The following is a 26,546-nucleotide window of genomic DNA, read 5'->3' as shown; positions in this document are numbered from 1 at the left end:
ACACTCATTCGTCTATCAGTAATCCCATTAGGTAAACGTCAAGAAACTCTCCTCTTTCTGTACAAGCACCACGTTCCTGTAGCCCTTCTGTGATAAAACCCATTTTTTTATATAAATGGATAGCAGCAGTATTTCGTTTTTGTACGGTCAATTGCAAGCGTCGAATGACTCCACTAGATTTAGCCCATTCTATGCTCTCTCCTATTAAAACACTGCCTAAACCAAATCCCCAAAAGGATTTTTTTATACCCAAAAAAATGTCTCCGATATGTCTGATTCTTGGTCGATGATCAGCTGTAATATTGATAACTCCTGCTAACTCGTCATTCAAAAAAGCGAGCAAAGTAATCTGGTTATCAGACTGAGCCTGCTTGTCGATAAACATTTCCATTTCAGACTGACTGATTGAAATGCCATTTTCATCTAAACTCGTAAACGTAGACTCTTGTCCTATCTGATCTAAAAGAGCTAGCAGAACTTGAGCATCCTCAACTTCTGCCTCGCGGATTAAAAGTTCATACTCCATTCGTCAACCTCTCTAGTAGGCGACTTGCTCTTTGACCATGGGCATGACATCTAATTTCTCGTCCCTCATCTTTTTTGAGAATTTCTAATTCTAGATAGTCTGAAGGAAGATCTTCACCCAGTAAATGTCCCCACTCAATGACAGTAACACCATCTCCGAACAGGAACTCATCTAAATCAATAGAGTCGGCATCTCCTCCGATGCGATAGACATCTAAATGATACAAAGGTAAACGCCCTTCATATTCTCGAACGATGGTATAAGTGGGACTTTTAATCATCTGATTAATTCCTAGACCCTTGGCTAGACCCTTTGTAAGTGTGGTTTTCCCAGCACCTAATTCACCAGTTAAAATTAAAACATCATTTTTTTCTAGTAGATTGCCCAACTTTTTTCCAAAAGCCATAAGCTCATCTTCATTTTTTGTGCGCATGCATCCATTATACCAAAAATTTTTTCGATTGTGACATTTCTAACAACAAAAAAGGAGGGAAACCCTCCTTCTTTTTTGAAAAAATTTCTCATTAATTTAGAGCCATACTAATGTAGTTCAAGATAAATAAAGCATCTAAAATCCAAATCATTGCATGAACATCTTTAATTTGACCTTTAACAATTTTCGTTAAAGTATAAGTGAGGAAACCAACGGCAATCCCTTGTGTAATGGAGTAGCTGAATCCCATAAAGATAGAAGTAAAGAAGGCAGGAACTGCTTCCGACATATCATCCCAAGGAATATTTTTAAGATTAGACAGCATCATAATTCCGACGATAATCAAAATTGGTGCTGTTGCTGCTGAAGGAACAATAGCAAGAAGTGGGCTAAAGAAGCTAGATAGGGCAAAACAGATAGCAACTACTAGAGCTGTCAAACCTGTACGTCCACCAGCACCAATACCTGCTGCTGATTCAATATAAGTCGTAACGTTTGATGTACCAGCAATGGCACCAACTGAAGTCGCTACCAAATCAGAGTAAAGAGCTTTATCCAATTTGTCTGACTCATGATTTTCACCACTTGTTGCAACGATACCAACTTTTTCACCTGTACCAATAAGAGTACCGATTGTGTCAAAAATGTCTGTCAACGAGAATGCAAGAATAGCCATCAAAGTTTCAGGCAAACGAGAAGTGTTTGAAATCAAAGACCCTAAACCTTCTGATCCAAGACCTGCACCAAACAAAGTTCCTAAATCATTAATCGCTGCTGAAAGGTTGTTGCTTGCAAAGTCAATGCTAGACAGATCAACAACACCAACTGCAATGGCAAGAACAGTAGTTGTTAAGATTGAAAGGATGATTCCACCTTTGATTCCTTTAACAACAAAGAAAATCGTAATGGCAAGACCTGCAAGAGCTACCAGAACAGCAGGACTGTTAAAATCAACCAACCCAGGAACAGCTCCTGAATTAGCCGTGATTGCGGCTTGAGCCTTATCTGCACCTTCCCCTGCTACTGTATAACTACCTGGATCGATAGAGAATTTCAAGAGACCTGCATTTTTAATACCAACGTAAGCAAGGAATACACCAATACCAGCAGAAATTGCTGAACGAAGTGTCGTAGGAATAGACTCAATAATCATTTTACGAACATTGGTTAATGTGATAATCAAAGAAATGATACCACAAATGAAGACCATACCTAAGGCTTCTTGCCATGTATAGCCCATACCAAATACAACTGTAAAGGTAAAGAAGGCATTAAGTCCCATACCTGGAGCCTGTGCATATGGCAAGTTTGCATAGAAAGCCATCATTAAAGTTCCGACAACAGAACCAATAATCGTAGCAAGAAATACACCCTGAACTGGCATCCCAGTTTGTGAAAGCATTTGAGGGTTTACAAAGAGAATGTAACTCATTGCAAAGAATGTTGTTAAACCAGCAAGCACTTCTGTACGGACATCTGTCCCGTGCTCTTTTAGTTTAAATAGTTTGTCCATGTTTAATCTCCTTTTGTTTTTTACGAACAATAATACAATTATATCATTAATCATTCAGTTTTTCAAGCTGTTTTTAAAATAATTTGAAGATTATTACTAGAATCAGTTCTTTCTATTTCCAGTTATAGTCTGCTATTCTTATGTATTTTTGGTATAATAGAAAACATCTTATCTGAAACTAGATTCGGGAGGATCTTATGACTAAAAAAATAATTGCCGTTGACTTAGATGGAACCTTACTCAATGGGGAGAGTAAACTATCTGATTTCACAAAAAAAACTATCAAAGAAATTTCAAAAAAAGGGCATCAGATCATCATTGCAACCGGACGCCCTTACCGCATGGCTAAAGATTTTTATCGTGAATTAGAGCTAGAAACACCTATGATTAACTTCAATGGGTCTCTGACTCATCTACCTGGTAAGGTCTGGGAATACGAAAAATGTCTGACTGTTGATAAAAAGTATCTCCTAGATATGGTTGAACGTAAAGAAGAAATCGAAGCAGACTTTATAGCTGGAGAGTACCGTAAAAAATTCTATATTACAGCACCTGACCAAGAAATTGCAGATCCTAGACTATTTGGTGTTAAGAACTTCCAGCCTGAAAACCAATTCAATTCTGACCTGGTTACCAAGGACCCTAACTGTATTTTATTGCAGACTCGAGTGAGCGACAAGTATGCTCTGGCAGAAGAAATGGACAGTTTTTACAAGCACCAGCTTAATATCAATACTTGGGGTGGTCCCTTGAATATCCTCGAGTGTACTCCTAAAGGTGTTCACAAGGCCTTTGCTCTTGAATATCTTCTTGATGTCATGAATGTGGATAGAAAGAATTTGATTGCTTTTGGTGACGAACATAATGACACAGAGATGCTATCCTTTGCAGGCACAGGATATGCCATGAAAAACGCCAATCCAGCTCTACTTCCTTTCGCCGATGAACAGCTTCCATTGACCAACGAGGAAGACGGAGTTGCTCACTTCTTAAGAGAATTATTTCTTTAACTATTAAATACCTTCCATACTTTTATGCTAGAATTTAGCTAGCTCAAAAGTATGGAATTTTTTGCTACAAACAAAAATCTTGAACCTGCGAATACAGATTCAAGATTTTAAAAAAATAGTTTACTTAATGTTCTACTTCTTTAAAACAATACGATCAGAAATTTCACGATCCATATCATCAATGATAATTTGATTACCATCTGCTACATAAACTTTGATGTCATCTCCAATAAAGACTCTCTGGTTGTCTGGTTCGAAAGTTACCTTCTTAATTTCCTGATCACCATCAGGCTCTACTTCCGTCCATGTTCCAGTATTACCAGTAACAACGAGAGTAATGCTGTCTCCCTCATTTCGCCCTTTATAGGTTCCATCAATGTTAGTTACTGAACTAGCCGTCGAACTAGAAATAGTCGTTTCCGCTTGCTGACCAGTTGTTACTTCCGTACTGGTGCTTGCTTGAGTTGAAGGAGCTGCCTGCTCTTTTGGCGAACATGCAACTAAGAGACTAAGACTTGCCAAAGAAGCAAGAGAAAGTGTGAATTTTTTTAGTGACATCATGTCTCCTTTCTTTTAGTGGCTTAAAATCAGAATAAGCCTGCCGAACCACCACACCTTTACTATAACAAATAAAGATAGGAGGGTCAATCAAATGACTTTTGTTTCATAAGACAAGCGCGAACCTCAGATATAAAGTAGAGAGATCCTGTCACAAATAGCAGGTCTTTCTCTCCTGCAGAAGCTTCAAAGTTATCTATAAAATCTCGATAGGAAGCAATGCTTGTATAATCTCCAAAATCTTGCTCTTCCAAGGAACCCTGATAGTCAAAACTCGTAACATAGAGAGCTACATCAGGTAAATGCTCTGTTAAATAAGTAAGCATTCCACTATAATCTTTCCGCTTTAGGGCACCAAATAGGATGTGAGGATGATACCCTTGTTGGATTTTTTCTTGGATAAACTCAACCAAACGCTCTAGAGCTGGTAAATTGTGAGCCCCATCCAAATAGATGTGCTCAGTGACAGCTTCTAGCCTTCCAGCCCATTTAGTAGCTTGCAAGGCAGCACGTACTGCTTCTTGATCTACTTTCTCGTTTCTTTGTACCATAAATAGTAGAAAAGCTTGCAAGGCAAGAGCTGCATTTTCCTCCTGATATGCTCCCTCCAGTCCCAATATTAGGTGGTTAAAGTCAGCTAGAGAAGAAGAAAAGTTCCCATTTCGGAAAGAAAAATCTTTATTAGCATGGTAGAGACTTACACCCAAATCAGTAACAGTTTTTTGACAAACGAGTTGGGCTTCCGGTGCTAAATTTGCAATCACAGCTGAGTTCCCGGGCTTAAAAATTCCTGCTTTCTGCTCTGCAATTTCTGTTAAACTATCGCCCAAGGTCTCTTGGTGATCGAGGCCGATGGATGTGATGATTGCAATTTCTCCTGTCACCACATTAGTGGTATCAAGAAGTCCACCTATCCCAACTTCCAGTAGGACCAAATCTACTTCTTGCTCTTTAAAATAAAGCAAAGCAATCAAGGTCAGCAACTCAAAAAAAGATAACTGATCGTGGGTTTCTAAAAGTCTTTGCTCCATTGCTTTGACTTGATCGGCTAAACGAATGAAATCTGTGTCCGATATAGGTTGACCATTGATACAGATACGGTCATGGATGCTGACAATGTGGGGCGAAGTAAAGGTTCCAACTTTCTCGCCATGGGAAACAAAGAGTTCTCTCATAAAGGCAATAGTTGACCCCTTACCATTTGTCCCTGTCACATGGATAATTGGATAGGTTTGCTCAGGATTCCCCAGCAAATCTACCGCTCTTTGCATTCGTCCTAAACCTGATCTGAAATTCAAGCCAATCCGACTATGAAGCCATTTTTCTACTTCAATCATGCTGATCTCCTTAACAAAAAAGCGAAGATTCTCTTCGCTTTTTACTGATTTTGCTAGATACTAGCTAAATTTTATTTTTAGCGTCAGGCTAAAAACGTCCACTGGACGTTCCAACTCTTTCTAGTTTCTAGGAGTTGGGATAAAAACGTTCCCCGACTCGCCAGCTCTCTCTTGTTTCAAGGAGCTGGGCTGATACAGTCTCCCAGACTACCTGCGTCTCTATTTTCTAGCGCAGGGCTAAAAACGTCCACTGGACGTTTTTACTCCTCCATAAAGCTGTTGAAGACTTCTTCAATCATGTTCCATTCATCTTCTGAATCTTCAGGGATTGGTTGTAATTCGCCTTCTGTCCCATCTTCATTTTCAGTGAATGAGTAAGCTTGGATTTCCACTTGTCCATCTTCGTCTTCCTCTGCATTAACCGGTACAAGAAGAACATAGTTTTTACCAAATTCTTCTTTTCCGTCAATAGTCAAAAGGATTTCAAATAAAGTTTCGTTTCCTTGCTCATCAACAAGTGTAATAAGTTCACGTTCTTCGTGATCGTGGTTGTGATCGTGTGACATAGTTTCTCCTCTGTCTTAAAATTTTCTATCTAAATAATTTTGTAAAATCAACTGAGCAGCTAATTTATCAATAACTTTTTTACGCTTATTGCGACTAATGTCTGCTTGCTCAATCAACATACGCTCTGCAGCAACCGTAGTCAAGCGTTCATCTTGATACTCTACTGGCAAACCAAAGAGTTCTTCTAGCTTTGCTCCATAGGCTTGACTGGCTTCCACTCGAGGTCCACTGGTATTGTTCATATTTTTAGGCAAACCAACAACAAAACGCTCAACCTTGTATGTATCAACCAACTCCTTAATTCTATCAAAGCCAAATTGCCCTTGTTCTTCATTGATTTGGATGATTTCAAGCCCTTGTGCTGTAAAACCTAGCGGATCGCTAATTGCTACACCTACCGTTTTTGAACCAACGTCCAATCCCATAATTCTCATAGATTATAGATCGACTCCTTGTCCCTTAAGGTAGTAGCGAACCAACTCTTCAACAATTTCATCGCGTTCATACTTACGAATTTGATTTCGTGCATTGTTATAACGAGGAACGTAAGCTGGGTCTCCACTTAGAACATAGCCCACAATTTGATTAATAGGGTTATACCCTTTTTCATTCAATGAAGCATAGACATCTGTCAATGTTTCACTGATCTCTTTTTTATTGGAATCGTCCAATCTAAAACGTACGGTTTCTTCAGTAAATCCCATTCTAACACCCTCTTTCCTTAGAATACTACTATTATAGCATATTCCCAGTCTTTCTACAAATGACACAACCTGATTTGCTTGATTTTCTGCCTTTTTCTTACTGGACAGTTGCGCCACTTGCAACCCGATTTTCAATATATTCCTCTGGTTCGTATTTTAGCAGGTTTTCAAGGCCAATATTTTTAAAATATTCGTCTTCACTAGCTTTTTTAATATCCATAACTTGGAAGTCATAACTTGTCTTTGTTTCCATCTCCGTTTCACTTAAGAGAGTGGACTCAAGACTAAATCCAGTGAATTTTCGAGTCTCTTGAACCGACTCGTCCTTATCTTCAGCTTCTTTCAGTGCTCTTTTCGCCTCTTCCAATCCATGTTCAGCAATGTAATCTTTCAACTCTTGTGAAACTGGACGTTTTAGCTGAATGGTCATCGACAAAAATTGTTTTCCTTTATAGGTAATTGTCTGAGTCTGTTGAACTCCATTTTCATCAACTGGCAATACCAATGTCTTGGTAACCACTGTGTTTTTAGTCGCATTTTCTAGAACTGGCAAGGTAGACTGGAGAGCCTCTTGACTATTTTCAGTAGTAGATGCTCCAGAATCTTTTTTCTGGCCACATCCAACCAATAAGAATAAGAGAGCTAATGTCCCGATAAGAATTTTATTCATGATTCCTCACATTTTATCCTTGTTTAAATACCAGAGAAGGCTAGGAATTATCCCAGCCTCCATGTTTTATAGTGCAGCACGTAAACGTGCTTCAGCGTTTTCTACATTACGGACAGAGCGTGGCAAAAAAGCACGAATGTCATCTTCTTTATAGCCAACTTGCAAACGTTTCTCGTCGACAAGAATTGGACTTTTTAGGATGCGTGGTGTCTCCATGATTAAGGTGAGCACCTCATTGACACTCAAATCTTCGATGTCAACACCTAGGGCTTTGGCATAGCGATTTTTCGATGATACGATGCTAGCAATTCCATTATCTGTCTTGGTTAAAATATCAAGTAGTTCTTCTCTCGAAATTCCTTCTTTTCCAAGGTTTTGTTCTTTATAACTTAACTGGTGGGCATTGAGCCAGGTTTTAGCTTTTTTACAGCTAGTACAACTTGAGACTGTATAAATTTTGATCATGTACCTACCCCTTTCGCTGCATGTTACTATCAGTTTAGTCTATTATACCATAAAAAACATCGGACTTGCGACCTATTTTTGAAAAAAATTAACTTTTTTTGAGTTTTTCGAACTTTTTCCTTGACAAATCTCTAAATAATGATCAATTCCTTAGGAGCTAGGGTTAATAATTCGCAACCTGTTTCTGTGATCAAGATGTCGTCTTCTATACGAACCCCGTATTTACCTTCAATATAAATGCCCGGTTCATCCGTCAAAGTCATTCCAGTTTTAATAACATCTGTAGAAGTTTGGTTAAAGTAAGGCTCTTCATGAATATCAAGTCCGATACCGTGTCCGATACCGTGAGTAAAGTATTGTCCATAGCCTGCTTCCACGATGATGTCACGAGGAATCTTATCAAAGTCACGGAAACCTAAGCCAGCCTTAGCTTGGTCAATCAATGCTTGGTTAGCCTTCAAGACAGTGTTGTAAATTTCTGCTTGTTCGTCGCTCACATGCCCAAGGTAGATAGTTCTTGTCATGTCACTCACATAATGCTCGTATAGACAACCGAAGTCCATGGTGATTGCTTCACCTAGTTCTACTGGCTTGTGCATTGGGTGAGCATGGGGTTTAGAAGAGTTAATCCCACTCGCTAGAATGGTATCAAAAGACAAACCAGCAGCTCCTAATTCACGCATACGAAAATCAAGGAAGTTGGCGATTTCAATTTCTGTCTTCCCTGGCTTGATAAATTCAAGCGCATCGTGGAAAGCTTGGTCTGAAATTGAACAAGCCTTACGAATAGTCGCAATCTCTGTCTCGTCCTTAATCATACGAAGAGCTTCAACAAACTGAGTCTGTGGAACTAGTTCCAAACCTTCAAAGGCTCCCTGCATACGGTGGTAATAAGAAACTGAAATTTCATCTTCAAAACCGATACGAGAAAGACCCATGTCTTTTGCAATCTTTGCAATAACAGCCAACTCATCGCGGTCTGCAAATATCTCAAAACCAGTAACTTCTTGCTTGGCAGCGATAATATAGCGAGCATCTGTCACCAAGATTTGACGGTCACGGCTGATGAAGACCGTTCCATTTGAACCCCAAAATCCTGTCAAATAGTAGACGTTTTTAAGGTTATTGATAATGATTCCATCTAGTTCTTTTTCTTGCATTTTATCGAGAAATGCTTGCACACGTTTATTCATGATGTAACTTTCCTTTCAAATACTGTCCTGTATAGCTAGCTTGATTACCAGCTACTTCTTCTGGGGTTCCTGTTGCAATGATGGTACCACCACCAACACCACCTTCTGGCCCTAGATCGATAATATGGTCTGCTGTTTTGATAACATCTAGATTGTGCTCAATCACGAGAACTGTATTGCCATCATCGACAAAGCGAGACAAAACAGTAAGTAGACGAGCGATATCCTCGGTATGGAGACCTGTTGTTGGTTCATCTAGAATGTAGAAGGATTTACCGGTCGAGCGTTTGTGGAGTTCACTAGCTAACTTCATACGTTGCGCTTCTCCACCAGAAAGAGTTGTGGCAGGTTGTCCCAAGGTCACATAGCCTAGACCTACATCCTTGATGGTCTGGAGTTTGCGTTGAATTTTCGGAATGTGTTTGAAAAATTCTACCGCATCGTTGACTGTCATATCCAAGACTTGCGAGATATTCTTTTCCTTGTAATGAACTTCTAGCGTTTCACTGTTGTAGCGGGTTCCATGGCAGACTTCACAAGCCACGTATACATCTGGCAAGAAGTGCATTTCAATCTTGATAATCCCATCACCCGAACAGGCCTCACAGCGACCACCCTTGACATTGAAACTGAAGCGACCCTTTTTGTAGCCTCGAATCTTGGCTTCATTTGTCTGAGCGAAGAGGTCTCGAATGTCATCAAATACACCTGTATAGGTCGCAGGATTAGATCTTGGAGTTCGCCCGATTGGACTCTGGTCAATATCTATCAGACGGTCGATATGCTCAATTCCTGTAATCGTCTTAAACTTACCAGGTTTATCTGAATTGCGATTGAGTTTTTGAGCAATGGCTTTTTTGAGAATACTGTTAATGAGGGTAGACTTGCCTGAACCAGACACCCCAGTTACAGCGATAAATTTTCCAAGCGGGAAGCGAGCAGTGATATTTTGCAAGTTGTTCTCATGCGCACCTGTCACTTCGATAAAGCGTCCATTTCCTACACGACGTTCTGACGGCACTGGAATCACGCGTTTACCTGACAGATACTGTCCTGTAATGGACTTGCTGTTGCGAGCTACCTGCTTAGGCGTTCCTGCTGCTACAATCTCTCCACCAAAGACACCCGCGCCAGGGCCGACGTCAATCAGATAATCGGCTTCTCGCATGGTATCTTCATCGTGTTCTACTACGATTAAGGTGTTTCCCAAATCACGCATCTTTTTCAGGCTAGCAATCAGGCGATCATTGTCCCTCTGATGAAGACCAATCGACGGCTCGTCTAGGATATAAAGCACTCCTGAGAGATTGGAACCAATCTGAGTCGCCAAGCGAATACGCTGACTCTCCCCTCCTGATAATGTTCCTGCAGAACGGGATAACGTCAGATAGTTAAGCCCCACATTATTGAGGAAGGTCAAGCGATCCTTTATTTCCTTAAGAATCGGACGAGCGATAATAGCCTCATTTTCAGATAGGGTTAGCTGATCAATAACTTCCAAATGGTCTGCGATGGAGAGGTCTGAAATTTCTCCGATATGAGGACCTTTCTCTCCTCCTATACGAACAGATAAGGCCTGATCATTGAGACGATAACCATGACAAGTACCACAGGTTAGCTCATTCATATAAAGGCGCATCTGTGTGCGGGTGTAGTCGCTATTGGTTTCATGATAGCGACGCTTGATATTGCCAATAACACCTTCAAAAGGAATGTCGATATCACGGACTCCACCGAATTCATTCTCATAGTGGAAATGGAACTCTTTCCCATCTGAACCATAGAAAATGAGATTCTTATCCTCCTCGGACAAGGCCTCAAAAGGAGTATCCATATCCACTCCAAAGGCTGTCATGGCTTGTTCCAGCATATTTGGATAATAGTTAGAAGAGATAGGGTTCCAAGGCGCTAAGGCTCCATCACGAAGGGTCTTGCTAGCATCTGGTACCACCAAGTCCGTATCAACCTCTAGCTTGATCCCTAAACCATCACACTCACTACATGACCCGAAAGGTGCATTAAAGGAGAAGAGACGTGGTTCTAGTTCCGGAACTGTAAAGCCACATACTGGGCAGGCATAGTGTTCTGAAAAGAGCAACTCAGAATCATCCATGGTATCGATGACTACATAGCCTTCTGCAATGCGAAGGGCTGCTTCAATCGAATCAAAGAGACGACTACGGATACCTTCTTTAATGATAATACGGTCTACCACCACATCGATGTTGTGTTGTTTATTCTTTTCAAGTTCAGGAACTTCGGTCACATCGTAAACAACTCCATCGACACGGACACGGACGTAACCATCCTTTTGAATCTTTTCAATCAGCGTCTTATGTTGCCCTTTTTTCTTACGAATAACAGGAGCCAAAATCTGCAGACGCTGGCGCTCTGGCAATTCCAAAACCTTGTCCACAATCTGCTCTACAGACGAAGCCTTAATAGCCCCATGTCCATTGATACAGTAGGGTGTCCCTACACGAGCATAGAGGAGACGTAGATAATCGTTGATTTCCGTCGTTGTCCCAACCGTCGAACGAGGATTTTTACTGGTCGTTTTCTGGTCAATGGAAATGGCAGGGCTGAGACCATCGATAGAGTCCACATCTGGCTTTTCCATATTGCCCAAAAACTGACGAGCGTAGGCTGACAGACTTTCAACGTAGCGACGTTGCCCTTCTGCATAAAGGGTATCAAAGGCTAAACTAGACTTTCCAGATCCAGATAGTCCCGTCACCACAACTAGCTTGTCTCGTGGAATTTCCACATCAATATTTTTTAAATTATGGGCGCGTGCCCCATGGATGACAATCTTATCTTGCATATTACTTCTTTCTAGTCCATTGTTGCTTTCCATTATACCAAAAAAAGTGAAATTCTATTACCAAAAAAGCCGATTTTGTAGTATAATAGTACGGTGCTAAAAATCACTTAAACACCGAATAGATTAGGAAAGGATAGGAGATATGAAACAAGTCTTTCTCTCAACAACAACTGAATTTAAAGAGATCGATACGCTCCAGCCGGGCACTTGGATCAATCTCGTCAATCCTACTCAAAGCGAATCGATGGAAATCGCCTCTGCCTTTGATATTGATATCGCTGACCTCCGTGCACCACTCGATGCAGAAGAGATGTCTCGTATCACCATCGAAGATGAGTACACCTTGATCATCGTAGACGTCCCAATCACAGAGGAAAGAAATAACCAGACCTACTACGTGACTATTCCCTTGGGGATTATCATCACCGAAGAGGCTATCATTACTACTTGCTTGGAACCTCTCCCACTTCTAGATGTCTTTATCAATCGTAGACTTCGGAATTTCTATACCTTTATGCGGTCGCGCTTCATCTTCCAGATTCTCTACCGCAACGCGGAGATTTACCTAACCGCCCTCCGTTCAATCGAACGTAAGAGTGAGCAGATTGAGAGCCAACTTCACAAATCTACTCGAAACGAAGAATTGATTGAACTCATGGAGTTAGAAAAGACCATCGTCTACTTCAAGGCCTCTCTTAAGACAAACGAGCGCGTGATTAAAAAATTGACTAGCGCAACTAGCAATATTAAGAAATACCTTGAAGACGAAGACTTACTGGAAGATACCTTGATTGAAACGCAACAGGCCATCGAGATGGCGGATATCTATGGAAACGTCCTTCACTCTATGACAGAGACCTTTGCCTCTATCATTTCAAACAACCAGAACAATATCATGAAAACCTTGGCCCTTGTGACCATCGTTATGTCTATCCCGACCATGATTTTCTCAGCTTACGGAATGAACTTTAAGGATAATGAAATCCCTTTAAACGGAGAACCGCATGCTTTCTGGCTCATCGTCTTTATCGCCTTTGCTATGAGTGTTTCTCTCACTCTTTACCTCATCCATAAAAAATGGTTCTAACAGGAGTTACTATGTCACAGATTAATCTACAGGAATTAACAAAGAAAAACCAGGAATTTATCCATATTGCAACCCAGCAATTTCTAAAGGACGGAAAAACAGATGCTGAAATCAAGGCTATCCTTGAAGAAGTCATTCCTCATATCCTTGAAGAACAACCAAAGGGAGTGACTGCCCGCTCTATCTACGGAGCGCCAACTCACTGGGCTCACAGCTACACTGAGAAAGAACAATATGAAAAAGAGCATCCAAAAGAAAATGACGATCCAAAATTGATGATGTTGGATTCAGCCCTTTTCATTACAGGATTGTTTGCAGTAGTCAGTGCCTTAATGAGCTTCTTCTCAAACCAACCCGTGGCTTACGGATTGGTAACACTTATCAGTGTAGGGGCCTTTGGTGGAGTTGCCTTTTACCTTCTCTACCACTTCATCTACCGTTACTACGGACCAGATACTGACCGTAGCCAACGCCCTCCATTCTGGAAATCACTTTTGGTTATGTTAGCGACTATGTTTGCATGGGTCTTCATCCTCTTCTTGAGTAACTTCCTTCCACAAGCCATCAACATCAGCCTCCCACCTCTTGTTTTGATGATTATTGGAGGAGTTCTCCTTGTCCTACGTTTCTACCTCAAAAAACGTTTCAACATCAAGAGCGCAAGTGCTGGACCTGCTAGATATTAAGATAAACAATAAAAGTAGGGTGTTTTGTAGACAGACTACTTTTATTCTGGCTCCAAATCATTTTTCGATTCTCAAAAGAAGTAGACACATTTTCTAATAACATTCTAATGTAAAGTCTTTCCTTAGAATCCCGAGGTTTTGTCCTTGAATCCAAGCTGTTTTTCTGTTATGCTAATAAAGTAATAAGGAGAAATATATATGACTAAACAGAGAATTAATCAAATTGTTGGTTCAATTGGTGCCTTTATCGGGATTATAGTATTTATAGCCTACATCCCTCAAATTTTTGCCAATTTACAAGGAAATAAAGCTCAACCTTTCCAACCGTTATCTGCAGCAATCTCTTGCTTAATCTGGGTCATTTACGGATGGACAAAAGAGCCTAAGAAAGATTGGATTCTAATCATTCCAAACTCAGCCGGGGTTGTCCTTGGCGGACTGACCTTCCTTACTGCTCTATAAGAATGCAACTACTATAAAAAGCAACCACATGATTGGTTGCTTTTTTATGTATAGCATTAAGACAGGGCTAAAATGATAAAGGAAAGGCTGTTCACTATCATATGGACGACCAAGGGATAGTAGATATTTTCTTTTTCTTTCACATAGATGATAGAAAAGGCTAAGCCTCCACCCAAGTAATAAATTGCATTGATCCACTCGGATAAAACTAAACTGTGCATATGGGTTAGGGCAAAGGCAAGTCCGACTATAAAGATACTCAACCAGCTTGATAGGCACTTTCTCAGATACTTCAATAAAATCTGTCGGAAGAAGATTTCTTCTACCACAGGACCTATGACACAAGCAAAAACTGCTATCAGTAGTGGTTGTTCTTTAAAAGCACTTTGTATACTAGCCTCATTTTGCCCCTGACCACTCAAGCCCAAAACTTGTTTCAATATTTCCGAAAGGAGAGCAAAAAGGATGGTCATTATAAAGAGAAGAAGCCAGCCTTTTAAAACTTCAAAGAAAAATTTTCTTTTAGTCTTTCTAATTTCATTCCATTGTTGGATTAATCTATCCTTGAACAAGAAAAAGCCGTACAAAGCTAATACTACATAAACTAGATAACTTGCAATGGCAGATGGCATCAAGGAAGCCAACCATCCAACGCCATCAAACACAAAAAGGACTGTATAGAGAATCGAAAAAATCAGGATTCCCTTATTTTTGTTAGACATCAGTTAATTCCCTTTCCATTCACAATCATTCTCATGGTCATCAACTAGCCCTGCAGCCTGCAGATAGGACAAGACAGCGACTGGTCCAGTAAATTTGAAGCCTCGTTTTTTGAGATCCTTGGATATTTTCTCAGATAAGGTCGTCTTGGCAGGGGCTTGGGCATAATCAGGAACATCATTGATGATGGTTTTCCCATCTACAAAATTCCAAAGATAAGCATCAAAAGATCCATACTCCTTCTGAACTTGCAGAAAAGCCTGAGCGTTGGCTCGTGTCGCAAAGATTTTGGCACGATTGCGGATAATTGCTCGATTATTCATCAAAGCTTCCAGTTCTTCATCCGTCATGGCTGCAACAGCTTGAATTTGGTAACCATGAAAAGCTTGACGGAAAGCCTGCCGTTTATTAAGTACTGTTTCCCAAGAAAGGCCAGCCTGATAAGTTTCCAGGCAAAGCAACTCAAAAAGTGCTTGGTCATTATGTAGGGGCTGCCCCCATTCCTCATCGTGGTAGGCTACATATAGAGGGTTGTTCATTTTAACCCAGCCACAGCGTTTTGGCATAGAGTTCTCCTATTTCACCAACATCTTAAGGGCAGATTTGATGTAGTTTTCAGCGGTATCTGAAGTTCCTTCAAAGAATTTCTTGATTTTCTTAAGCTCAGTTGCCTTGTAGCCCAGTGCCAACATGGCTTCCATAGCTTCTTCCAGTTCTTGGTTGTCACTGCTAGATGGAGCTGCAGTCTTAGCAGGGAGGTCATCGCCTGCCACAACCACCTTACCTTCTAGGTCCAAGACCATCTGTTGGGCTGTTTTTTTGCCAATCTTCGGAAACTTAGTCAAGTAGGTAATGTTCTTAGTCTCGATAGCTTGAACGAGCCCTGCATTGTCATCAGCTGCGATGATGGCAAGAGCAGAAACAGGGCCAATGCCCGACACCGAAATCAAGCTGAGAAAGAGTTTCTTCTCGTCTTCTGAACGGAAACCGTAAAGGAGATGAGCATCTTCGCGGACTACTTGATGCACATAGATTTGTGCTTCTTGGTTGACTTGCCCTGAGTAAGCATAAGGATTGGCTACGTGTAAGATGTAGCCGATCCCGTTAGCTTCTAGAACAATGTATTTAGCAGTAATTTTGGTAATAATACCCTTTAGATATTCGTACATAATTTTCCCTTCAATTTATACTCAATGAAAATCAAAGAGTAAACTAGGAAGCTAACCGTAGGCATAACTTAAGTTAGGCAAGGTGAGGCTGACGCAGTTTAGAGAGATTTTCGAAGAGTATTAGTATTTTCCTAGTTCTCGTAGACTCGTGTGATTTTCCTGAATGCGACGGAACATCTTTTCCATGTCCGACTTGGTGAAGTGTACCAAAACAGGACGTCCGTGTGGACAGTTGTATGGGTTGTCGCATTTAGAGAGCTGATAGAGAAGCTGTCTAGCTGAGTGGTCATCGATGTGATGATTGGCCTTGATGGAACGCTTGCAGGACATCATAATCGCCAGCTCTGCTCGATATTTCTTGATTGAAACTTCCTTAGTCAAAAGAAGCATATCACACATCTCATAGATTCCTGACTCGATTTCCTCCTCTACCATCCAAATTGGATGTTCCCGTAGGATAAATTGATTCTCTCCGTACTCTGATAGAAAGACACCAACTTCCTCTAAGAGAGACATTCTTTCCTTGAGACGAAGGGCATCATCTGCAGGAAATTCAAAGATATAAGGCACTAGGAGTTGTTGTTGACTCTGGTCAACATTGCCAATGCTTTCGCGGTACTCCTCGTACTTAACCCGCTCCTGGGCCGCATGCTGATCTATGATGTAAAGCCCATCTCGACCTTGGGCAAAGAGATAAGTTCCGTGCATTTGCCCGAAAAATTCCAACTCTGGGAAGCTCGAAGATTCTTCTCGTTCTAGCTTATCATAGGCCTTATCCAGACTAGCTAGATCTAACTCTGGATGGTCCAGTTGGTCGTAGCTGACAGGCTTTCTCTCTGCAAAATGCAGTTTGGCTGGTTTGGTTATCTGGTCTAAGGCTTCCTTAGCAAAGAGGTTCAAATCCTGCTTCTCTTCTGTTAAGTTTACCTGATGGTCTGCCACCTCAGCTTGAGTCGGTCTTGTCGGTTCACTTTTTTCATAGTAGAGCGTATTTTCTCTCAGTGGCAAAGTCGTTTGCTCTACTTTTTCACGATTGCGAACGGTAGATTTGGCAAGATTTTCCAAGGCATCTGGAATCAAGGTCTGTTCCTTGAGACTCTTTGCGATAGCTTCTGAAACCAACGCCATCAGTTCTCTTTCCTTGGAAATCCGCACTTCTTGCTTGGTTGGATGTACATTGACATCTGCTAGATAAGGATCGATATGAATGTGAATAACGGCTAGTGGAAAACGCCCCACCATGAGCTTACTGCCGTAACCATCTAAAATAGCACGATTGAGCAGGAAGTTTTTGATATAACGTCCATTGATAAAGAGGCTGATGTAGTTGCGATTAGCCCGCGTCAATTCAGGCAATGAGACAAAACCTGAAATCTCAAAGTCTAGGTCCGAATTCTCAATCTCAACCATCTTTTTGGCACTAGCCAAACCATAAATGCCCGCAATGGCTTGGCGCAGTTGACCAGTTCCAGCTGTGCGTGTCATCTCCTTGCCATCACTAATCAGGCTAAAGGAAATCTCAGGATGGGCTAAACCTAGACGGTTGACAATATCAATGATGTGAGATAACTCCGCCTGCTGACTCTTCATATACTTGAGACGGGCTGGCGTATTGAAAAAGAGGTCTTCCACACAAACCTTGGTCCCCACAGGACTAGTCGCAGGGATGATTTCTTCTACTTCTCCCCCGCGAGCCACTAGCTTGGTCCCGTGACTGGCACCGTCCACCGCTGTCAAAAGAGTCAGTACACTCACAGATGCGATAGAGGGCAGGGCTTCACCACGAAAACCAAGGGTTCGAATCCGAAAAAGATCCGCTTGATTCTTAATCTTACTGGTCGCATGACGGCGGAGAGCCAACTCTACTTCTTCGTGTGCGATCCCATGTCCATTATCGGTGATTTGGATTTTCTTAAGACCAGCTTCTTCAATCTCAATGATAATCTGGCTAGAGCCAGCATCGATGGCATTTTCAACCAACTCTTTAACTACGCTGGCAGGACGTTCGATAACCTCTCCTGCTGCAATCTGGTTGGCCAAGACTTCCGGCAATTCAATAATATGAGACATCTTTCAGCCCCTTTCTTAACTATTTTTATCTATTTCTCTGAAAATAATACTCTTCAAAAATCAAATTCAAACCACGTCAGTCTCGCCTTGCCGTACTCTAGTACAGCCTTCGGCTAGCTTCCTCGTTTGCTCTTTGATTTTCATTGAGTATAAGTTAGTGCTATTATACCATATTTCACTCGTTTCCAAAAAAGTCCGAGTAGCAACTTTCTTCCCGATTTTACTAGGTTATTTACTAAGTTTGTGGTACAATAGGTAGAAACAATATTTTAAAAAGGAGAAAAGACACATGCACATTTTTGATGAGCTAAAAGAGCGTGGTTTGATTTTTCAAACGACTGATGAAGAAGCTTTGCGTAAAGCCCTAGAAGAAGGTCAAGTTTCTTATTATACTGGCTACGATCCAACTGCTGACAGCCTCCACCTAGGCCACCTTGTTGCAATCTTGACAAGTCGTCGTTTGCAGTTAGCAGGTCACAAACCATATGCGCTCGTTGGCGGTGCTACAGGTCTCATCGGAGATCCGTCCTTCAAAGATGCTGAGCGTAGTCTCCAAACAAAAGACACAGTAGATGGCTGGGTCAAGTCTATCCAAGGACAACTTTCTCGCTTTCTTGACTTTGAAAATGGTGAAAATAAAGCTGTCATGGTCAATAACTACGACTGGTTTGGCAGCATCAGCTTCATCGACTTCCTCCGTGATATCGGGAAATACTTCACTGTCAACTACATGATGAGCAAGGAGTCTGTGAAGAAACGTATTGAAACAGGGATTTCTTACACTGAATTTGCCTACCAAATCATGCAAGGCTATGACTTCTTTGTCCTTAACCAAGAGCACAATGTAACCCTTCAAATCGGTGGTTCCGACCAATGGGGAAATATGACAGCTGGTACCGAATTGCTTCGCCGTAAGGCTGATAAGACAGGTCACGTCATCACTGTTCCACTCATTACAGACGCAACTGGTAAGAAATTTGGTAAATCAGAAGGAAACGCCGTCTGGCTCAATCCTGAAAAGACTTCTCCATACGAAATGTACCAATTCTGGATGAACGTCATGGATGCTGACGCTGTTCGCTTCTTGAAAATCTTTACTTTCTTGTCACTTGATGAGATTGAAGACATCCGCAAACAGTTTGAGGCTGCGCCACACGAACGCTTGGCTCAAAAAGTCTTGGCTCGTGAAGTCGTAACACTTGTCCACGGTGAAGAAGCCTACAAAGAAGCCCTTAACATCACTGAGCAACTCTTTGCCGGAAATATCAAAAACCTTTCTGTTAAAGAACTCAAACAAGGACTTCGTGGTGTACCAAACTACCAAGTACAAGCAGACGAAAACCACAATATCGTGGAACTCCTCGTATCTTCTGGTGTGGTTAACTCAAAACGTCAAGCCCGTGAAGATGTTCAAAATGGAGCTATCTATGTCAACGGCGACCGCATCCAGGACCTTGACTATGTCTTGAGTGACGCAGATAAGTTAGAGAACGAACTCACTGTTATCCGCCGTGGTAAGAAAAAATATTTTGTATTGACTTACTAAACTGTTCAACATTTACCTATAAAAAAAGGAGTTAACCTCGAGAAAGGTAACTCCTTTTTGCTGTTAATAGTCCCCCACCTATCTCTTAATAGACAGGCTACGCAGTACAATACGTAAGGTTGTTAGATTATGTAAGATAGAGAGATTTGAAGGACTGAGCCAATTAAACAAGCCAAAGCCAATCAAACTACTATTTACGACAACGGTATCTTGAATATTCTTCTTGATGAGTGTTTGCAAAGATGATGATAGCGAATCCAACTCTTGGAAGAAATCCAAACGATTATCTAACAATAAGATATCGCTCATCTGCTTAGAAATATCTGCACTCTCATTCATCACCACACCAATATCTGATAGGGTTAGAGCCGCTGAGTCATTCAAGCCATCTCCAACCATCAAAATAGTGTGACCTGCTTTCTGCAGTTCCTCTACTAACTCAAATTTTCCATCAGGTTTCAAGTCTGTATAGACCTGATCAAAGGGCAAATCTTTGACTAATTCCTCTGTTCTAACCAAGGTGTCCCCTGTTGCCAGAATCAATTTTTTCCCTTGTGCCTTAAGTTTCTCCAAGGCTGCTTTTGCTTCTTTTCTCAAAGGAGTATGAATGCAGAACATTCCAATCAATTCATTCTGATAAGCCAAGAATAAGAGATTGTAGTGACTCTTGTACTCTTCAATTAAAGCATTTTGTTCTGAACTGATATGAATTTGCTCATCCTGCATCAAAACATAATTCCCAATAAGAACTGGTTGCCCATCTATATGAGATTTGATCCCCTTACTTGCGATATATTGGAGTTTCCCATGCATTTCCTCATGTTCAATCCCCTCTATCTCAGCTTGATTGACGATGGCATTAGCGATAGGATGATAGATGTGTTCCTCAAGACAGGCACTGATTCTTAAGATTTCTTCCTCACTATAATCTCCAAAAGGTAACACCTTTTCAACTATAGGATAGCTAGTTGTGATTGTCCCAGTCTTATCAAATAAGAAGGTATCAACTTCCAGGTATTTCTCCAGAACATCTCCATCCTTAATCACCATTTCACGGTTCAACCCCTCCTTGATAGCTGTCAAATAAGCTACAGGAGTAGAGATTTTCAAAGCGCAGGAGAAATCGACCAATAGGAAAGAAATAGCCTTAGAAAAAGAACCTGTCAATAGGTAAGTCAGCCCAGCCCCCAAGAAATTATATTTGACGACCTTATCCGCCATCTTGATGAAATAGCGTTGTTTCGTTTTCTTGTTTTCTTCAGATTTCTTCATCAACTCAATCAGCTGTAAAATACGGCTGTTCATCTGATTATCGGTTACACGAATGTGCAACTCTCCAGTTTCTAATACTGTATTTGCACAAACCAAATCAGACTCTCTTTTTTCAACTGGAAAACTCTCTCCCGTCAAGGAACTTTCGTTGACCATACCTAAACCTGAAACTACTTGTCCATCAAACAGAATTTCATTTCCTTGAGATAAGATCAAGACATCTCCTATTTGAACATCGGAACTCTTGATACTAACAACCGTATCCCCCTGTACTAAGAATACGTCGCTCTCTTTTGCAAGAAGGCTTTGTTCTAAATCTGTTGCAGTTTTTTTCAAGGACCACTGATCTAAACGATTCCCCAAATCAAGCATAAACATGATATTGCTAGCTGTCTTGGATTGGTTCATAAACAAGGACAATAAAATCGCCGAACAGTCTAAGACCTCCATCGTTAGTTCTTTACGCGCTAGTGTTTGATAGGCTTCTCTGATATAACCCAAAGCCTGATAACAAGTCCATATATAGCGAATAGGATACGGCACAAAACTACGAAAAATCATACGCTTAATCGCTGCGCCTGAAACAATAGAATAAGCACTCTCTTCTCTACGAATGGGAAGAGTCATCAACTCAGAAACTTTTCCTTTATCAATTCTTTTTAAAAAGGCTTCTGCATTATCTAATACAGAAAAGCCTTCTTTTATACGTAGAGTAAAGTGCTGTTGATCCATGTAAAACTGGATAGACTCAATCCCCTTTTCATCTCTCGCCAAGGAACGAAGATAGTCTTGAATATCCAAGGTGAGTGAAAAAGAAGATGATAGTCGGATATGTTGGTATCCTTTATGTAGCACTTTAAAAGACATATTATTCACCTATAAGGCTATCTAATTGCTCTTCTTTTTTCTCTTGCTCGTACAAATATTTGGCATCTTGCAAGACATCGTCTCCATGTTGCTTCACAACAGAAACAGATGCATCTAGCTCATCTTTCAACTTGTAAGCCTTAGCCAAAGCTTTAGAATAACCTTTTTTAGCTTCCTTACTTGCCAAGATTTTCAAACCAAGGGTACCAAATGCGACACCACCCAAAAAGAGTGATGATTTTTTCGCAACTTTTGCGACGCTTAATACTTCTTTTAACATACTTATTTCCTCCTTATCATTATTATATAGCAATTTAGATATTAAAGCAATTTCATTCTATAAATTGGAGAATTAGTTTCATTTCTACTGAATCTCCCATCTACTTATTCCTAAAGTTGCTTTCATTTGCCTCTTTTGATACACTTAAACTATGAATACAAACCTCAAACCCAAACTCCAGCGCTTTGCTTCTGCTACTGCCTTTGCCTGTCCTATCTGCCAAGAAAATCTGACCTTTATTGAGACTAGCCTCAAGTGTAGCAACCGCCATTCTTTTGACCTAGCAAAATTCGGCTATGTCAATCTAGCACCACAAATCAAGCAATCGGCCAACTACGACAAGGAAAACTTTCAAAATCGCCAGCAAATCCTAGAAGCTGGCTTTTATCAGGCTATCTTAGAAGGCATCTCAGACATACTAGCGACTAAATCATCTGCAAAAACTGTCTTGGACATCGGTTGTGGCGAGGGCTTCTACTCTCGTAAACTCCAAGAAAGTCACTCTGATAAGACCTTCTATGCCTTTGATATTTCAAAAGACTCGATCCAAATCGCTGCTAAAAGTGAACCTAACTGGGCAGTCAATTGGTTTGTTGGCGACCTGGCTCGTCTTCCTATAAAAGACGCTAGCATGGATATCCTGCTTGATATCTTTTCCCCTGCTAACTATGGTGAATTTCGACGCGTTTTATCTCAAAACGGTATCTTAATTAAGGTCGTTCCTACCGAAAATCACCTTAAAGAAATCCGCCAAATGGTACAGGAGCAACTAATAAAGAAGGACTATTCCAACCAAGATATCAAGGAACATTTCCAAGAATATTTCAGCATCCAGTCTAGCCAGATTGCTTCCCTGACCAAATCCATCACAGCTGAGCAACGCCAAGCCCTTCTCAGTATGACGCCCCTGCTCTTTCATGTCGACCAAAGCAAGATTGACTGGAGTCAATTAACGAAGATTACCATCGAAGCAGAGATTCTGGTTGGGAAAGCACTGTAAATAAATTTTTGAGATACTACAAAGCCCGCACCTCTTCTTGAGATGCGGGTTTAAAACACGATTTTTCACTGTCTTTCCGAAAAGTATAAAAAATTATGACCTCTCCATTTATTTTCGATTCGAAATGACAAATTTATCAATAAATAGCAAGTGATATAAGGCAAGTGTTGCCCCATAACAACATCCATGAAAAGAGATTTCTTGATGAGTCAGTGGAAAGGAAGTGCTATTGCCCATATAAAGGCATGACCAAATTACAAAAAGAATCCAAAACAAATCAGTCCATTTATATTTTGAAAAATATTTTTTCCACATAAAAACACCCTCTTTCTTTACCACATTACTATTATAATACTGTTTGTAAACGAGTCTAAGAAATTTGAGGTGATTTCTAAGTAAGTTCCGAGGCTTAAATGTAGTGAAAACCAGCATTGTTAAGTGCTGGTTTTTTGTCTTACGCTATACCCCATCCATAAGAATAGGTTATGGGGACTGAACACTAAGCTTTAAAAAAAGTTAGTTTATGAAGTTTAGCGATTGTTAATTTCCCAAACTGTACTCTATTTTTATTTTTTAAACCCCAATAACTAAGGGCAAGTAATGCTACAACCCAAGCAAAAGTGATCCCTAAACTGTCAAAATCCAACTTGAAATCTGGTTTATTAAAGAAATCTACATAAACTCCTAAGAAGGTTGTATCCATAAATTTCTTAACCTCTGAGCTAACTTGAGAAAACATCGGTAAGAATGAAAGACCAAGCATTGGAATCAAACCATAAACCTGAGCCTGCGTTTGTGTCTCTGAAATAGCTCCAATCACTAGATTTAAGAGGATTGTACATAATGCTACCAGAGAAGCTACTACAAGGTATACAGGATAATCTTTTGCGAAATCCACTTCAACCATAATAGGGAAGGAAATAACTGAAGCCAAGGCAAAGATTACAGGATAAAACAACACGGAAACAAGATATTCTCCACGGCAAACTCCGCTCAAAATGAGTGTTTTAAAAATTCTTTTTTCTTTTTCCTCTGCAATAGAGTTTGAAATCATTGACCCAGAAGAAAATGAGAATGCCATTGTTAAAGAACTAAACAATAGTGTTTTCCCTTGAGTGCCATCTGTATTCATAAAATTTTGGAAGAGTAGAACAAGAAAGAATGGGAATACTACCTGTACCAAAGTGTTTTTGTTTGTTAATAATACTTGTGTCCTCAACCAAATAAGGGCTAAAATTCTCTTAAACATCTAATTTTTCTCCTGTCAATTTAATAAAAATATCTTCTAAAGTTGGTTCACATGAGTGAATCGTCATCATTTTTTTATAATCTTCTTGCTGCAAGTCTTCGAATCGCACTACTTTTTTAGTAGAGTCACTATAGGTTACTGCAACCTTTTTTTCCGTGTTGTATTTTTGGATAATTTCGCTTGGGCTTCCTTTTTCAATAAGATCACCTTTATTCAAAAGAGCTAGGTTATCACATAATAAAGTCGCCTCATTCATATCATGAGTAGTTAAGAAAATGGTTGTTCCTCTTTCCTTTAACTCCTGTAGTAATTTGTGAATCTTCTTTGAGGTGGTGGGATCTAACCCACTTGTAGGTTCATCTAAAAATAGAACTTTAGGATAATTGATTAAAGCACGAGCTAAAAGCATTCGTTGACGCATTCCTGTAGAAAGTTTCTCAGCTGGAGTGTCTTTACTATCATACAGACCAACTTGTTTTAGAATTTCTTCAATTCGAGATTTTGAAACTCCGTATAGTCCTGCAAATAGCAACAAGTTATTGTACAAACTTAATTTTTCGTAATAACCACTTGTGTCACCTACTAAACCTAACTCTTCAAAATCTGACGGAAGTAATTTTTGAGAATCTTTCCCTAATAATTCTGTCTTTCCGCTGTTAGCCTGTAGCTGTCCTGTCAGAATATTGATCATTGTTGTCTTCCCTGAACCAGATGGACCTAGAAATCCAAAAATTTCTCCTTCGTTTATTGAAAAACTAATTTGATTTAAAGCAATATTATTTCCAAATCGCTTTATAACTCTTTCTACCTTAATCATTTTATTACCTCTTTCTAATTTTAATTTCTATTTTAGAAACTTCACTCACTCCCATCGGTTATGTCAACAACTCTAATTCTAGGCTTTAAATTGGAGTCCATTTTGATTTCTCTCATTTCATTTGGAAGCAAGAGAACTAACTTTAGTAGCTTCTCATCAAGTGTTACTTTACATAGGCGTCTGCTATCTAGACTATTTTTGATAATCAGATAGTCCTTCTTGACAAACTTTTCATCCATATAATAGTCAATTGTTTTTACCATATTTTTCTCCCGCCTGCTAATCTACATCCCGTTAAATAGAAATGTTTCTAGCATTGCGCTCTTCTTCTTAACTTATTTACACTAACAGTATATACCTTACGAGAGTAAAAAAACAGGACATTTATGTCCACTGACATTTATGTCCTGTTTTTAAATTGAAATTATGGAAAGTCCTTATTTTTTTCTTCTATCACTCGATTTTTAAAATTCATGTCATTCAAAAATTCTGCCCCATTGATAGCTTTTTCATAGTATTGCAGGGCTTTTTCTTTATCTTTTTCTCCGTATAAGTAATATTTTGCTTCAATGAAGTCTACAGTTGGTTTTAAACTAGTATCTCCGATGTCAATCATAATTTCTCTTAAAATGCTCAATATTTCAGGTATAAATTCATGATAATCGATGTCAAGCTGATAAAGTACTAAACCTATTAGCACCCTTTGAAGCAAGTGAATATAGTTTGTATCATCATAATTTGTTTGAGATACAATATTTAGACAAACTTTTTTTAAAGTTATTTCATCTCGTTCTGCATTAACCGCTAAAGATAAAAAATACAAGTACAATAGTAGTAGATCATTTGTCGAATATTCTGTTCGCAGCATTGTTTGCTCAAAGTATTCCTCGATCAAACCTTCTCCAAATTCAGCATTTTCGGACACATATACATCATCAATGGCTTGTAGAACTTCAACTGCTACTTGTTCATCCTCAGGAAGTTGGTCATAAAAACGTTCTTGAATTTCTTCAAAGATAGCCTCACGTTGACGAACTTTTTCTTCATCTCCGTGAATAGATTGACGAATTAACTTTGTTTTTAGCTTTAAATACTCTTTAGGAACGATTAGCAAGCCTTCATCAATTAACTGAGATATCGGAAGTCCCAATACTTTTGCTATATAGTCCAATTTAGATAAACTGGGGAGGTTATTGCCTGTTTCAATTCTTCCTAATTGACGAACAGTAAGATGCTTTTCATCTCCACAAAAGGCTTCCCTACTCAATCCTTTTTCAGTCCGTAATGTACGAATTCGTTTCCCAATCTCTAAATTTTTCATATCATCCCTCTGTAAATATTAGGTATAAACTAATTATATGTATTTATTTTAACATATTTTATTTTAAAAATGATTCTTTATATTAGTGATTATCTATACTATTTCTACTATAAATTGTTCAAATAAAAAAGCGAATTTCAATTGAAACTCGCTTTTTTGCTAGATAGTGTAATAACTATAAAATTTCGTATCTTATACTC

General features: G+C 39.8%; 29 protein-coding genes. 6 read left to right on the top strand and 23 right to left on the bottom strand.

The annotated features are described in order from the left end of the window. Positions 1-4 precede the first annotated feature (4 nt). The 3 genes from PAN07_RS06880 to PAN07_RS06870 all read right to left on the bottom strand — a co-directional run bounded on the left by PAN07_RS06880 (position 5) and on the right by PAN07_RS06870 (position 2,472). Positions 5-526, bottom strand: a complete 522-nt coding sequence (locus PAN07_RS06880; protein ID WP_269797550.1) for a GNAT family N-acetyltransferase — start codon at positions 524-526, stop codon at positions 5-7. After that, positions 516-959 carry a tRNA (adenosine(37)-N6)-threonylcarbamoyltransferase complex ATPase subunit type 1 TsaE gene (gene tsaE, locus PAN07_RS06875; RefSeq protein ID WP_269797549.1) on the bottom strand — a complete coding sequence of 148 codons (444 nt, stop codon included), beginning with the start codon at positions 957-959 and terminating at the stop codon, positions 516-518. Before tsaE ends, PAN07_RS06880 begins: the two co-directional genes overlap by 11 nt. Positions 960-1,050: 91 nt before the next feature. Next, positions 1,051-2,472 (bottom strand): NCS2 family permease, encoded by a 1,422-nt coding sequence (locus PAN07_RS06870; RefSeq protein ID WP_269797548.1) that lies wholly within the window; start codon positions 2,470-2,472, stop codon positions 1,051-1,053. Between the two features lie 197 nt (positions 2,473-2,669). Between PAN07_RS06870 and PAN07_RS06865 the strand changes: the two genes are divergently transcribed. Further along, positions 2,670-3,482: a Cof-type HAD-IIB family hydrolase gene (locus PAN07_RS06865; protein ID WP_269797547.1), complete on the top strand. Its 813-nt coding sequence runs from the start codon at positions 2,670-2,672 to the stop codon at positions 3,480-3,482. 132 nt (positions 3,483-3,614) lie between these two features. Here PAN07_RS06865 and PAN07_RS06860 read toward each other — a convergent pair whose 3' ends face one another. The 9 genes from PAN07_RS06860 to uvrA all read right to left on the bottom strand — a co-directional run bounded on the left by PAN07_RS06860 (position 3,615) and on the right by uvrA (position 11,800). Continuing rightward, the gene (locus PAN07_RS06860) at positions 3,615-4,040 is read right to left on the bottom strand and encodes an SP_0198 family lipoprotein (RefSeq protein ID WP_269797546.1); all 426 of its coding nucleotides are present in this window, start codon (positions 4,038-4,040) and stop codon (positions 3,615-3,617) included. An 86-nt stretch (positions 4,041-4,126) separates the two neighbouring features. Continuing rightward, entirely contained in the window at positions 4,127-5,377 is a 1,251-nt protein-coding gene (locus PAN07_RS06855) for a folylpolyglutamate synthase/dihydrofolate synthase family protein (RefSeq protein ID WP_269797545.1), read from the bottom strand. A gap of 260 nt (positions 5,378-5,637) precedes the next feature. Next, the gene (locus tag PAN07_RS06850; protein ID WP_000017622.1) at positions 5,638-5,943 is read right to left on the bottom strand and encodes a DUF1292 domain-containing protein; all 306 of its coding nucleotides are present in this window, start codon (positions 5,941-5,943) and stop codon (positions 5,638-5,640) included. Between the two features lie 15 nt (positions 5,944-5,958). After that, entirely contained in the window at positions 5,959-6,378 is a 420-nt protein-coding gene (gene ruvX, locus PAN07_RS06845; protein ID WP_269797544.1) for a Holliday junction resolvase RuvX, read from the bottom strand. A 3-nt stretch (positions 6,379-6,381) separates the two neighbouring features. Continuing rightward, entirely contained in the window at positions 6,382-6,648 is a 267-nt protein-coding gene (locus PAN07_RS06840) for an IreB family regulatory phosphoprotein (protein WP_025168751.1), read from the bottom strand. Between the two features lie 97 nt (positions 6,649-6,745). Beyond that, positions 6,746-7,318, bottom strand: coding sequence for an SP0191 family lipoprotein (locus PAN07_RS06835; RefSeq protein ID WP_269797543.1), 573 nt, complete (start codon positions 7,316-7,318; stop codon positions 6,746-6,748). A 66-nt stretch (positions 7,319-7,384) separates the two neighbouring features. Continuing rightward, positions 7,385-7,783 carry a transcriptional regulator Spx gene (gene spx / locus PAN07_RS06830; RefSeq protein WP_006149601.1) on the bottom strand — a complete coding sequence of 133 codons (399 nt, stop codon included), beginning with the start codon at positions 7,781-7,783 and terminating at the stop codon, positions 7,385-7,387. Between the two features lie 131 nt (positions 7,784-7,914). Continuing rightward, positions 7,915-8,976, bottom strand: a complete 1,062-nt coding sequence (locus PAN07_RS06825; protein ID WP_269797542.1) for a Xaa-Pro peptidase family protein — start codon at positions 8,974-8,976, stop codon at positions 7,915-7,917. Beyond that, positions 8,969-11,800 (bottom strand): excinuclease ABC subunit UvrA, encoded by a 2,832-nt coding sequence (uvrA, locus tag PAN07_RS06820; protein WP_269797541.1) that lies wholly within the window; start codon positions 11,798-11,800, stop codon positions 8,969-8,971. Before uvrA ends, PAN07_RS06825 begins: the two co-directional genes overlap by 8 nt. A gap of 142 nt (positions 11,801-11,942) precedes the next feature. Between uvrA and PAN07_RS06815 the strand changes: the two genes are divergently transcribed. The 3 genes from PAN07_RS06815 to PAN07_RS06805 all read left to right on the top strand — a co-directional run bounded on the left by PAN07_RS06815 (position 11,943) and on the right by PAN07_RS06805 (position 14,035). After that, positions 11,943-12,887, top strand: coding sequence for a magnesium transporter CorA family protein (locus PAN07_RS06815; RefSeq protein ID WP_000815631.1), 945 nt, complete (start codon positions 11,943-11,945; stop codon positions 12,885-12,887). Between the two features lie 11 nt (positions 12,888-12,898). Then, the gene (locus PAN07_RS06810; RefSeq protein ID WP_269797540.1) at positions 12,899-13,573 is read left to right on the top strand and encodes a DUF1129 domain-containing protein; all 675 of its coding nucleotides are present in this window, start codon (positions 12,899-12,901) and stop codon (positions 13,571-13,573) included. 198 nt (positions 13,574-13,771) lie between these two features. Next, positions 13,772-14,035 carry a SemiSWEET family transporter gene (locus PAN07_RS06805; RefSeq protein ID WP_000166358.1) on the top strand — a complete coding sequence of 88 codons (264 nt, stop codon included), beginning with the start codon at positions 13,772-13,774 and terminating at the stop codon, positions 14,033-14,035. 56 nt (positions 14,036-14,091) lie between these two features. On the opposite strand, the gene PAN07_RS06800 is transcribed toward PAN07_RS06805, so the two are convergent. The 4 genes from PAN07_RS06800 to mutL all read right to left on the bottom strand — a co-directional run bounded on the left by PAN07_RS06800 (position 14,092) and on the right by mutL (position 17,994). Further along, the gene (locus tag PAN07_RS06800; protein ID WP_269797636.1) at positions 14,092-14,760 is read right to left on the bottom strand and encodes a type II CAAX endopeptidase family protein; all 669 of its coding nucleotides are present in this window, start codon (positions 14,758-14,760) and stop codon (positions 14,092-14,094) included. Beyond that, positions 14,761-15,321 (bottom strand): DNA-3-methyladenine glycosylase I, encoded by a 561-nt coding sequence (locus tag PAN07_RS06795; protein WP_269797539.1) that lies wholly within the window; start codon positions 15,319-15,321, stop codon positions 14,761-14,763. A 9-nt stretch (positions 15,322-15,330) separates the two neighbouring features. Beyond that, on the bottom strand, positions 15,331-15,924 hold the full coding sequence (gene ruvA, locus PAN07_RS06790; protein ID WP_006149208.1) for a Holliday junction branch migration protein RuvA: 594 nt from the start codon (positions 15,922-15,924) through the stop codon (positions 15,331-15,333). 120 nt (positions 15,925-16,044) lie between these two features. Continuing rightward, complete coding sequence (gene mutL / locus PAN07_RS06785) at positions 16,045-17,994, bottom strand: DNA mismatch repair endonuclease MutL (protein WP_269797538.1); 1,950 nt, start codon at positions 17,992-17,994, stop codon at positions 16,045-16,047. Positions 17,995-18,283: 289 nt separating this feature from the next. Between mutL and tyrS the strand changes: the two genes are divergently transcribed. Beyond that, positions 18,284-19,540 carry a tyrosine--tRNA ligase gene (gene tyrS / locus PAN07_RS06780; protein WP_036758166.1) on the top strand — a complete coding sequence of 419 codons (1,257 nt, stop codon included), beginning with the start codon at positions 18,284-18,286 and terminating at the stop codon, positions 19,538-19,540. Between the two features lie 78 nt (positions 19,541-19,618). On the opposite strand, the gene PAN07_RS06775 is transcribed toward tyrS, so the two are convergent. Then, positions 19,619-21,679: a heavy metal translocating P-type ATPase gene (locus PAN07_RS06775; protein WP_269797537.1), complete on the bottom strand. Its 2,061-nt coding sequence runs from the start codon at positions 21,677-21,679 to the stop codon at positions 19,619-19,621. A gap of 1 nt (position 21,680) precedes the next feature. Continuing rightward, positions 21,681-21,959: a DUF6110 family protein gene (locus tag PAN07_RS06770; protein ID WP_000910903.1), complete on the bottom strand. Its 279-nt coding sequence runs from the start codon at positions 21,957-21,959 to the stop codon at positions 21,681-21,683. Positions 21,960-22,110: 151 nt separating this feature from the next. Here PAN07_RS06770 and PAN07_RS06765 point away from each other — a divergent pair, with 151 nt between their 5' ends. Next, positions 22,111-22,959, top strand: a complete 849-nt coding sequence (locus PAN07_RS06765; RefSeq protein WP_269797536.1) for a putative RNA methyltransferase — start codon at positions 22,111-22,113, stop codon at positions 22,957-22,959. Positions 22,960-23,067: 108 nt separating this feature from the next. On the opposite strand, the gene PAN07_RS17445 is transcribed toward PAN07_RS06765, so the two are convergent. From PAN07_RS17445 to PAN07_RS06745, 5 genes are all read right to left on the bottom strand, one after another. Next, positions 23,068-23,274: a hypothetical protein gene (locus PAN07_RS17445; protein ID WP_346658450.1), complete on the bottom strand. Its 207-nt coding sequence runs from the start codon at positions 23,272-23,274 to the stop codon at positions 23,068-23,070. A gap of 184 nt (positions 23,275-23,458) precedes the next feature. Continuing rightward, complete coding sequence (locus PAN07_RS06760) at positions 23,459-24,208, bottom strand: ABC transporter permease (RefSeq protein WP_269797535.1); 750 nt, start codon at positions 24,206-24,208, stop codon at positions 23,459-23,461. After that, on the bottom strand, positions 24,201-25,025 hold the full coding sequence (locus tag PAN07_RS06755; RefSeq protein WP_269797534.1) for an ABC transporter ATP-binding protein: 825 nt from the start codon (positions 25,023-25,025) through the stop codon (positions 24,201-24,203). Before PAN07_RS06755 ends, PAN07_RS06760 begins: the two co-directional genes overlap by 8 nt. 41 nt (positions 25,026-25,066) lie before the next feature. Then, a complete protein-coding gene (locus PAN07_RS06750) occupies positions 25,067-25,288 on the bottom strand; it encodes a hypothetical protein (protein WP_033679542.1) in 222 nt (73 codons plus the stop codon). Between the two features lie 161 nt (positions 25,289-25,449). Continuing rightward, entirely contained in the window at positions 25,450-26,346 is an 897-nt protein-coding gene (locus tag PAN07_RS06745; RefSeq protein WP_269797533.1) for an XRE family transcriptional regulator, read from the bottom strand. Positions 26,347-26,546 lie beyond the last annotated feature (200 nt).

The organism is Streptococcus sp. SM5 (assembly GCF_027497975.1).
Note: the sequence above shows the minus strand (reverse complement) of the source record. Positions and strands in the feature narration are given on the sequence as shown.

What these genes read in the sequence shown, in the direction of transcription:
- ruvA (WP_006149208.1), bottom strand. Translation starts at nt 15,924, where the DNA reads ATGTACGAATATCTAAAGGGTATTATTACCAAAATTACTGCTAAATAC.
- PAN07_RS17445 (WP_346658450.1), bottom strand. Translation starts at nt 23,274, where the DNA reads ATGTGGAAAAAATATTTTTCAAAATATAAATGGACTGATTTGTTTTGG.
- ruvX (WP_269797544.1), bottom strand. Translation starts at nt 6,378, where the DNA reads ATGAGAATTATGGGATTGGACGTTGGTTCAAAAACGGTAGGTGTAGCA.
- tsaE (WP_269797549.1), bottom strand. Translation starts at nt 959, where the DNA reads ATGCGCACAAAAAATGAAGATGAGCTTATGGCTTTTGGAAAAAAGTTG.
- PAN07_RS06805 (WP_000166358.1), top strand. Translation starts at nt 13,772, where the DNA reads ATGACTAAACAGAGAATTAATCAAATTGTTGGTTCAATTGGTGCCTTT.
- PAN07_RS06855 (WP_269797545.1), bottom strand. Translation starts at nt 5,377, where the DNA reads ATGATTGAAGTAGAAAAATGGCTTCATAGTCGGATTGGCTTGAATTTC.
- PAN07_RS06760 (WP_269797535.1), bottom strand. Translation starts at nt 24,208, where the DNA reads ATGTTTAAGAGAATTTTAGCCCTTATTTGGTTGAGGACACAAGTATTA.
- uvrA (WP_269797541.1), bottom strand. Translation starts at nt 11,800, where the DNA reads ATGCAAGATAAGATTGTCATCCATGGGGCACGCGCCCATAATTTAAAA.
- mutL (WP_269797538.1), bottom strand. Translation starts at nt 17,994, where the DNA reads ATGTCTCATATTATTGAATTGCCGGAAGTCTTGGCCAACCAGATTGCA.
- PAN07_RS06880 (WP_269797550.1), bottom strand. Translation starts at nt 526, where the DNA reads ATGGAGTATGAACTTTTAATCCGCGAGGCAGAAGTTGAGGATGCTCAA.
- PAN07_RS06850 (WP_000017622.1), bottom strand. Translation starts at nt 5,943, where the DNA reads ATGTCACACGATCACAACCACGATCACGAAGAACGTGAACTTATTACA.
- PAN07_RS06815 (WP_000815631.1), top strand. Translation starts at nt 11,943, where the DNA reads ATGAAACAAGTCTTTCTCTCAACAACAACTGAATTTAAAGAGATCGAT.
- tyrS (WP_036758166.1), top strand. Translation starts at nt 18,284, where the DNA reads ATGCACATTTTTGATGAGCTAAAAGAGCGTGGTTTGATTTTTCAAACG.
- PAN07_RS06745 (WP_269797533.1), bottom strand. Translation starts at nt 26,346, where the DNA reads ATGAAAAATTTAGAGATTGGGAAACGAATTCGTACATTACGGACTGAA.
- PAN07_RS06870 (WP_269797548.1), bottom strand. Translation starts at nt 2,472, where the DNA reads ATGGACAAACTATTTAAACTAAAAGAGCACGGGACAGATGTCCGTACA.
- PAN07_RS06835 (WP_269797543.1), bottom strand. Translation starts at nt 7,318, where the DNA reads ATGAATAAAATTCTTATCGGGACATTAGCTCTCTTATTCTTATTGGTT.
- PAN07_RS06825 (WP_269797542.1), bottom strand. Translation starts at nt 8,976, where the DNA reads ATGAATAAACGTGTGCAAGCATTTCTCGATAAAATGCAAGAAAAAGAA.
- PAN07_RS06810 (WP_269797540.1), top strand. Translation starts at nt 12,899, where the DNA reads ATGTCACAGATTAATCTACAGGAATTAACAAAGAAAAACCAGGAATTT.
- PAN07_RS06840 (WP_025168751.1), bottom strand. Translation starts at nt 6,648, where the DNA reads ATGGGATTTACTGAAGAAACCGTACGTTTTAGATTGGACGATTCCAAT.
- PAN07_RS06765 (WP_269797536.1), top strand. Translation starts at nt 22,111, where the DNA reads ATGAATACAAACCTCAAACCCAAACTCCAGCGCTTTGCTTCTGCTACT.
- PAN07_RS06860 (WP_269797546.1), bottom strand. Translation starts at nt 4,040, where the DNA reads ATGTCACTAAAAAAATTCACACTTTCTCTTGCTTCTTTGGCAAGTCTT.
- PAN07_RS06770 (WP_000910903.1), bottom strand. Translation starts at nt 21,959, where the DNA reads ATGTTAAAAGAAGTATTAAGCGTCGCAAAAGTTGCGAAAAAATCATCA.
- spx (WP_006149601.1), bottom strand. Translation starts at nt 7,783, where the DNA reads ATGATCAAAATTTATACAGTCTCAAGTTGTACTAGCTGTAAAAAAGCT.
- PAN07_RS06775 (WP_269797537.1), bottom strand. Translation starts at nt 21,679, where the DNA reads ATGTCTTTTAAAGTGCTACATAAAGGATACCAACATATCCGACTATCA.
- PAN07_RS06750 (WP_033679542.1), bottom strand. Translation starts at nt 25,288, where the DNA reads ATGGTAAAAACAATTGACTATTATATGGATGAAAAGTTTGTCAAGAAG.
- PAN07_RS06795 (WP_269797539.1), bottom strand. Translation starts at nt 15,321, where the DNA reads ATGCCAAAACGCTGTGGCTGGGTTAAAATGAACAACCCTCTATATGTA.
- PAN07_RS06865 (WP_269797547.1), top strand. Translation starts at nt 2,670, where the DNA reads ATGACTAAAAAAATAATTGCCGTTGACTTAGATGGAACCTTACTCAAT.
- PAN07_RS06755 (WP_269797534.1), bottom strand. Translation starts at nt 25,025, where the DNA reads ATGATTAAGGTAGAAAGAGTTATAAAGCGATTTGGAAATAATATTGCT.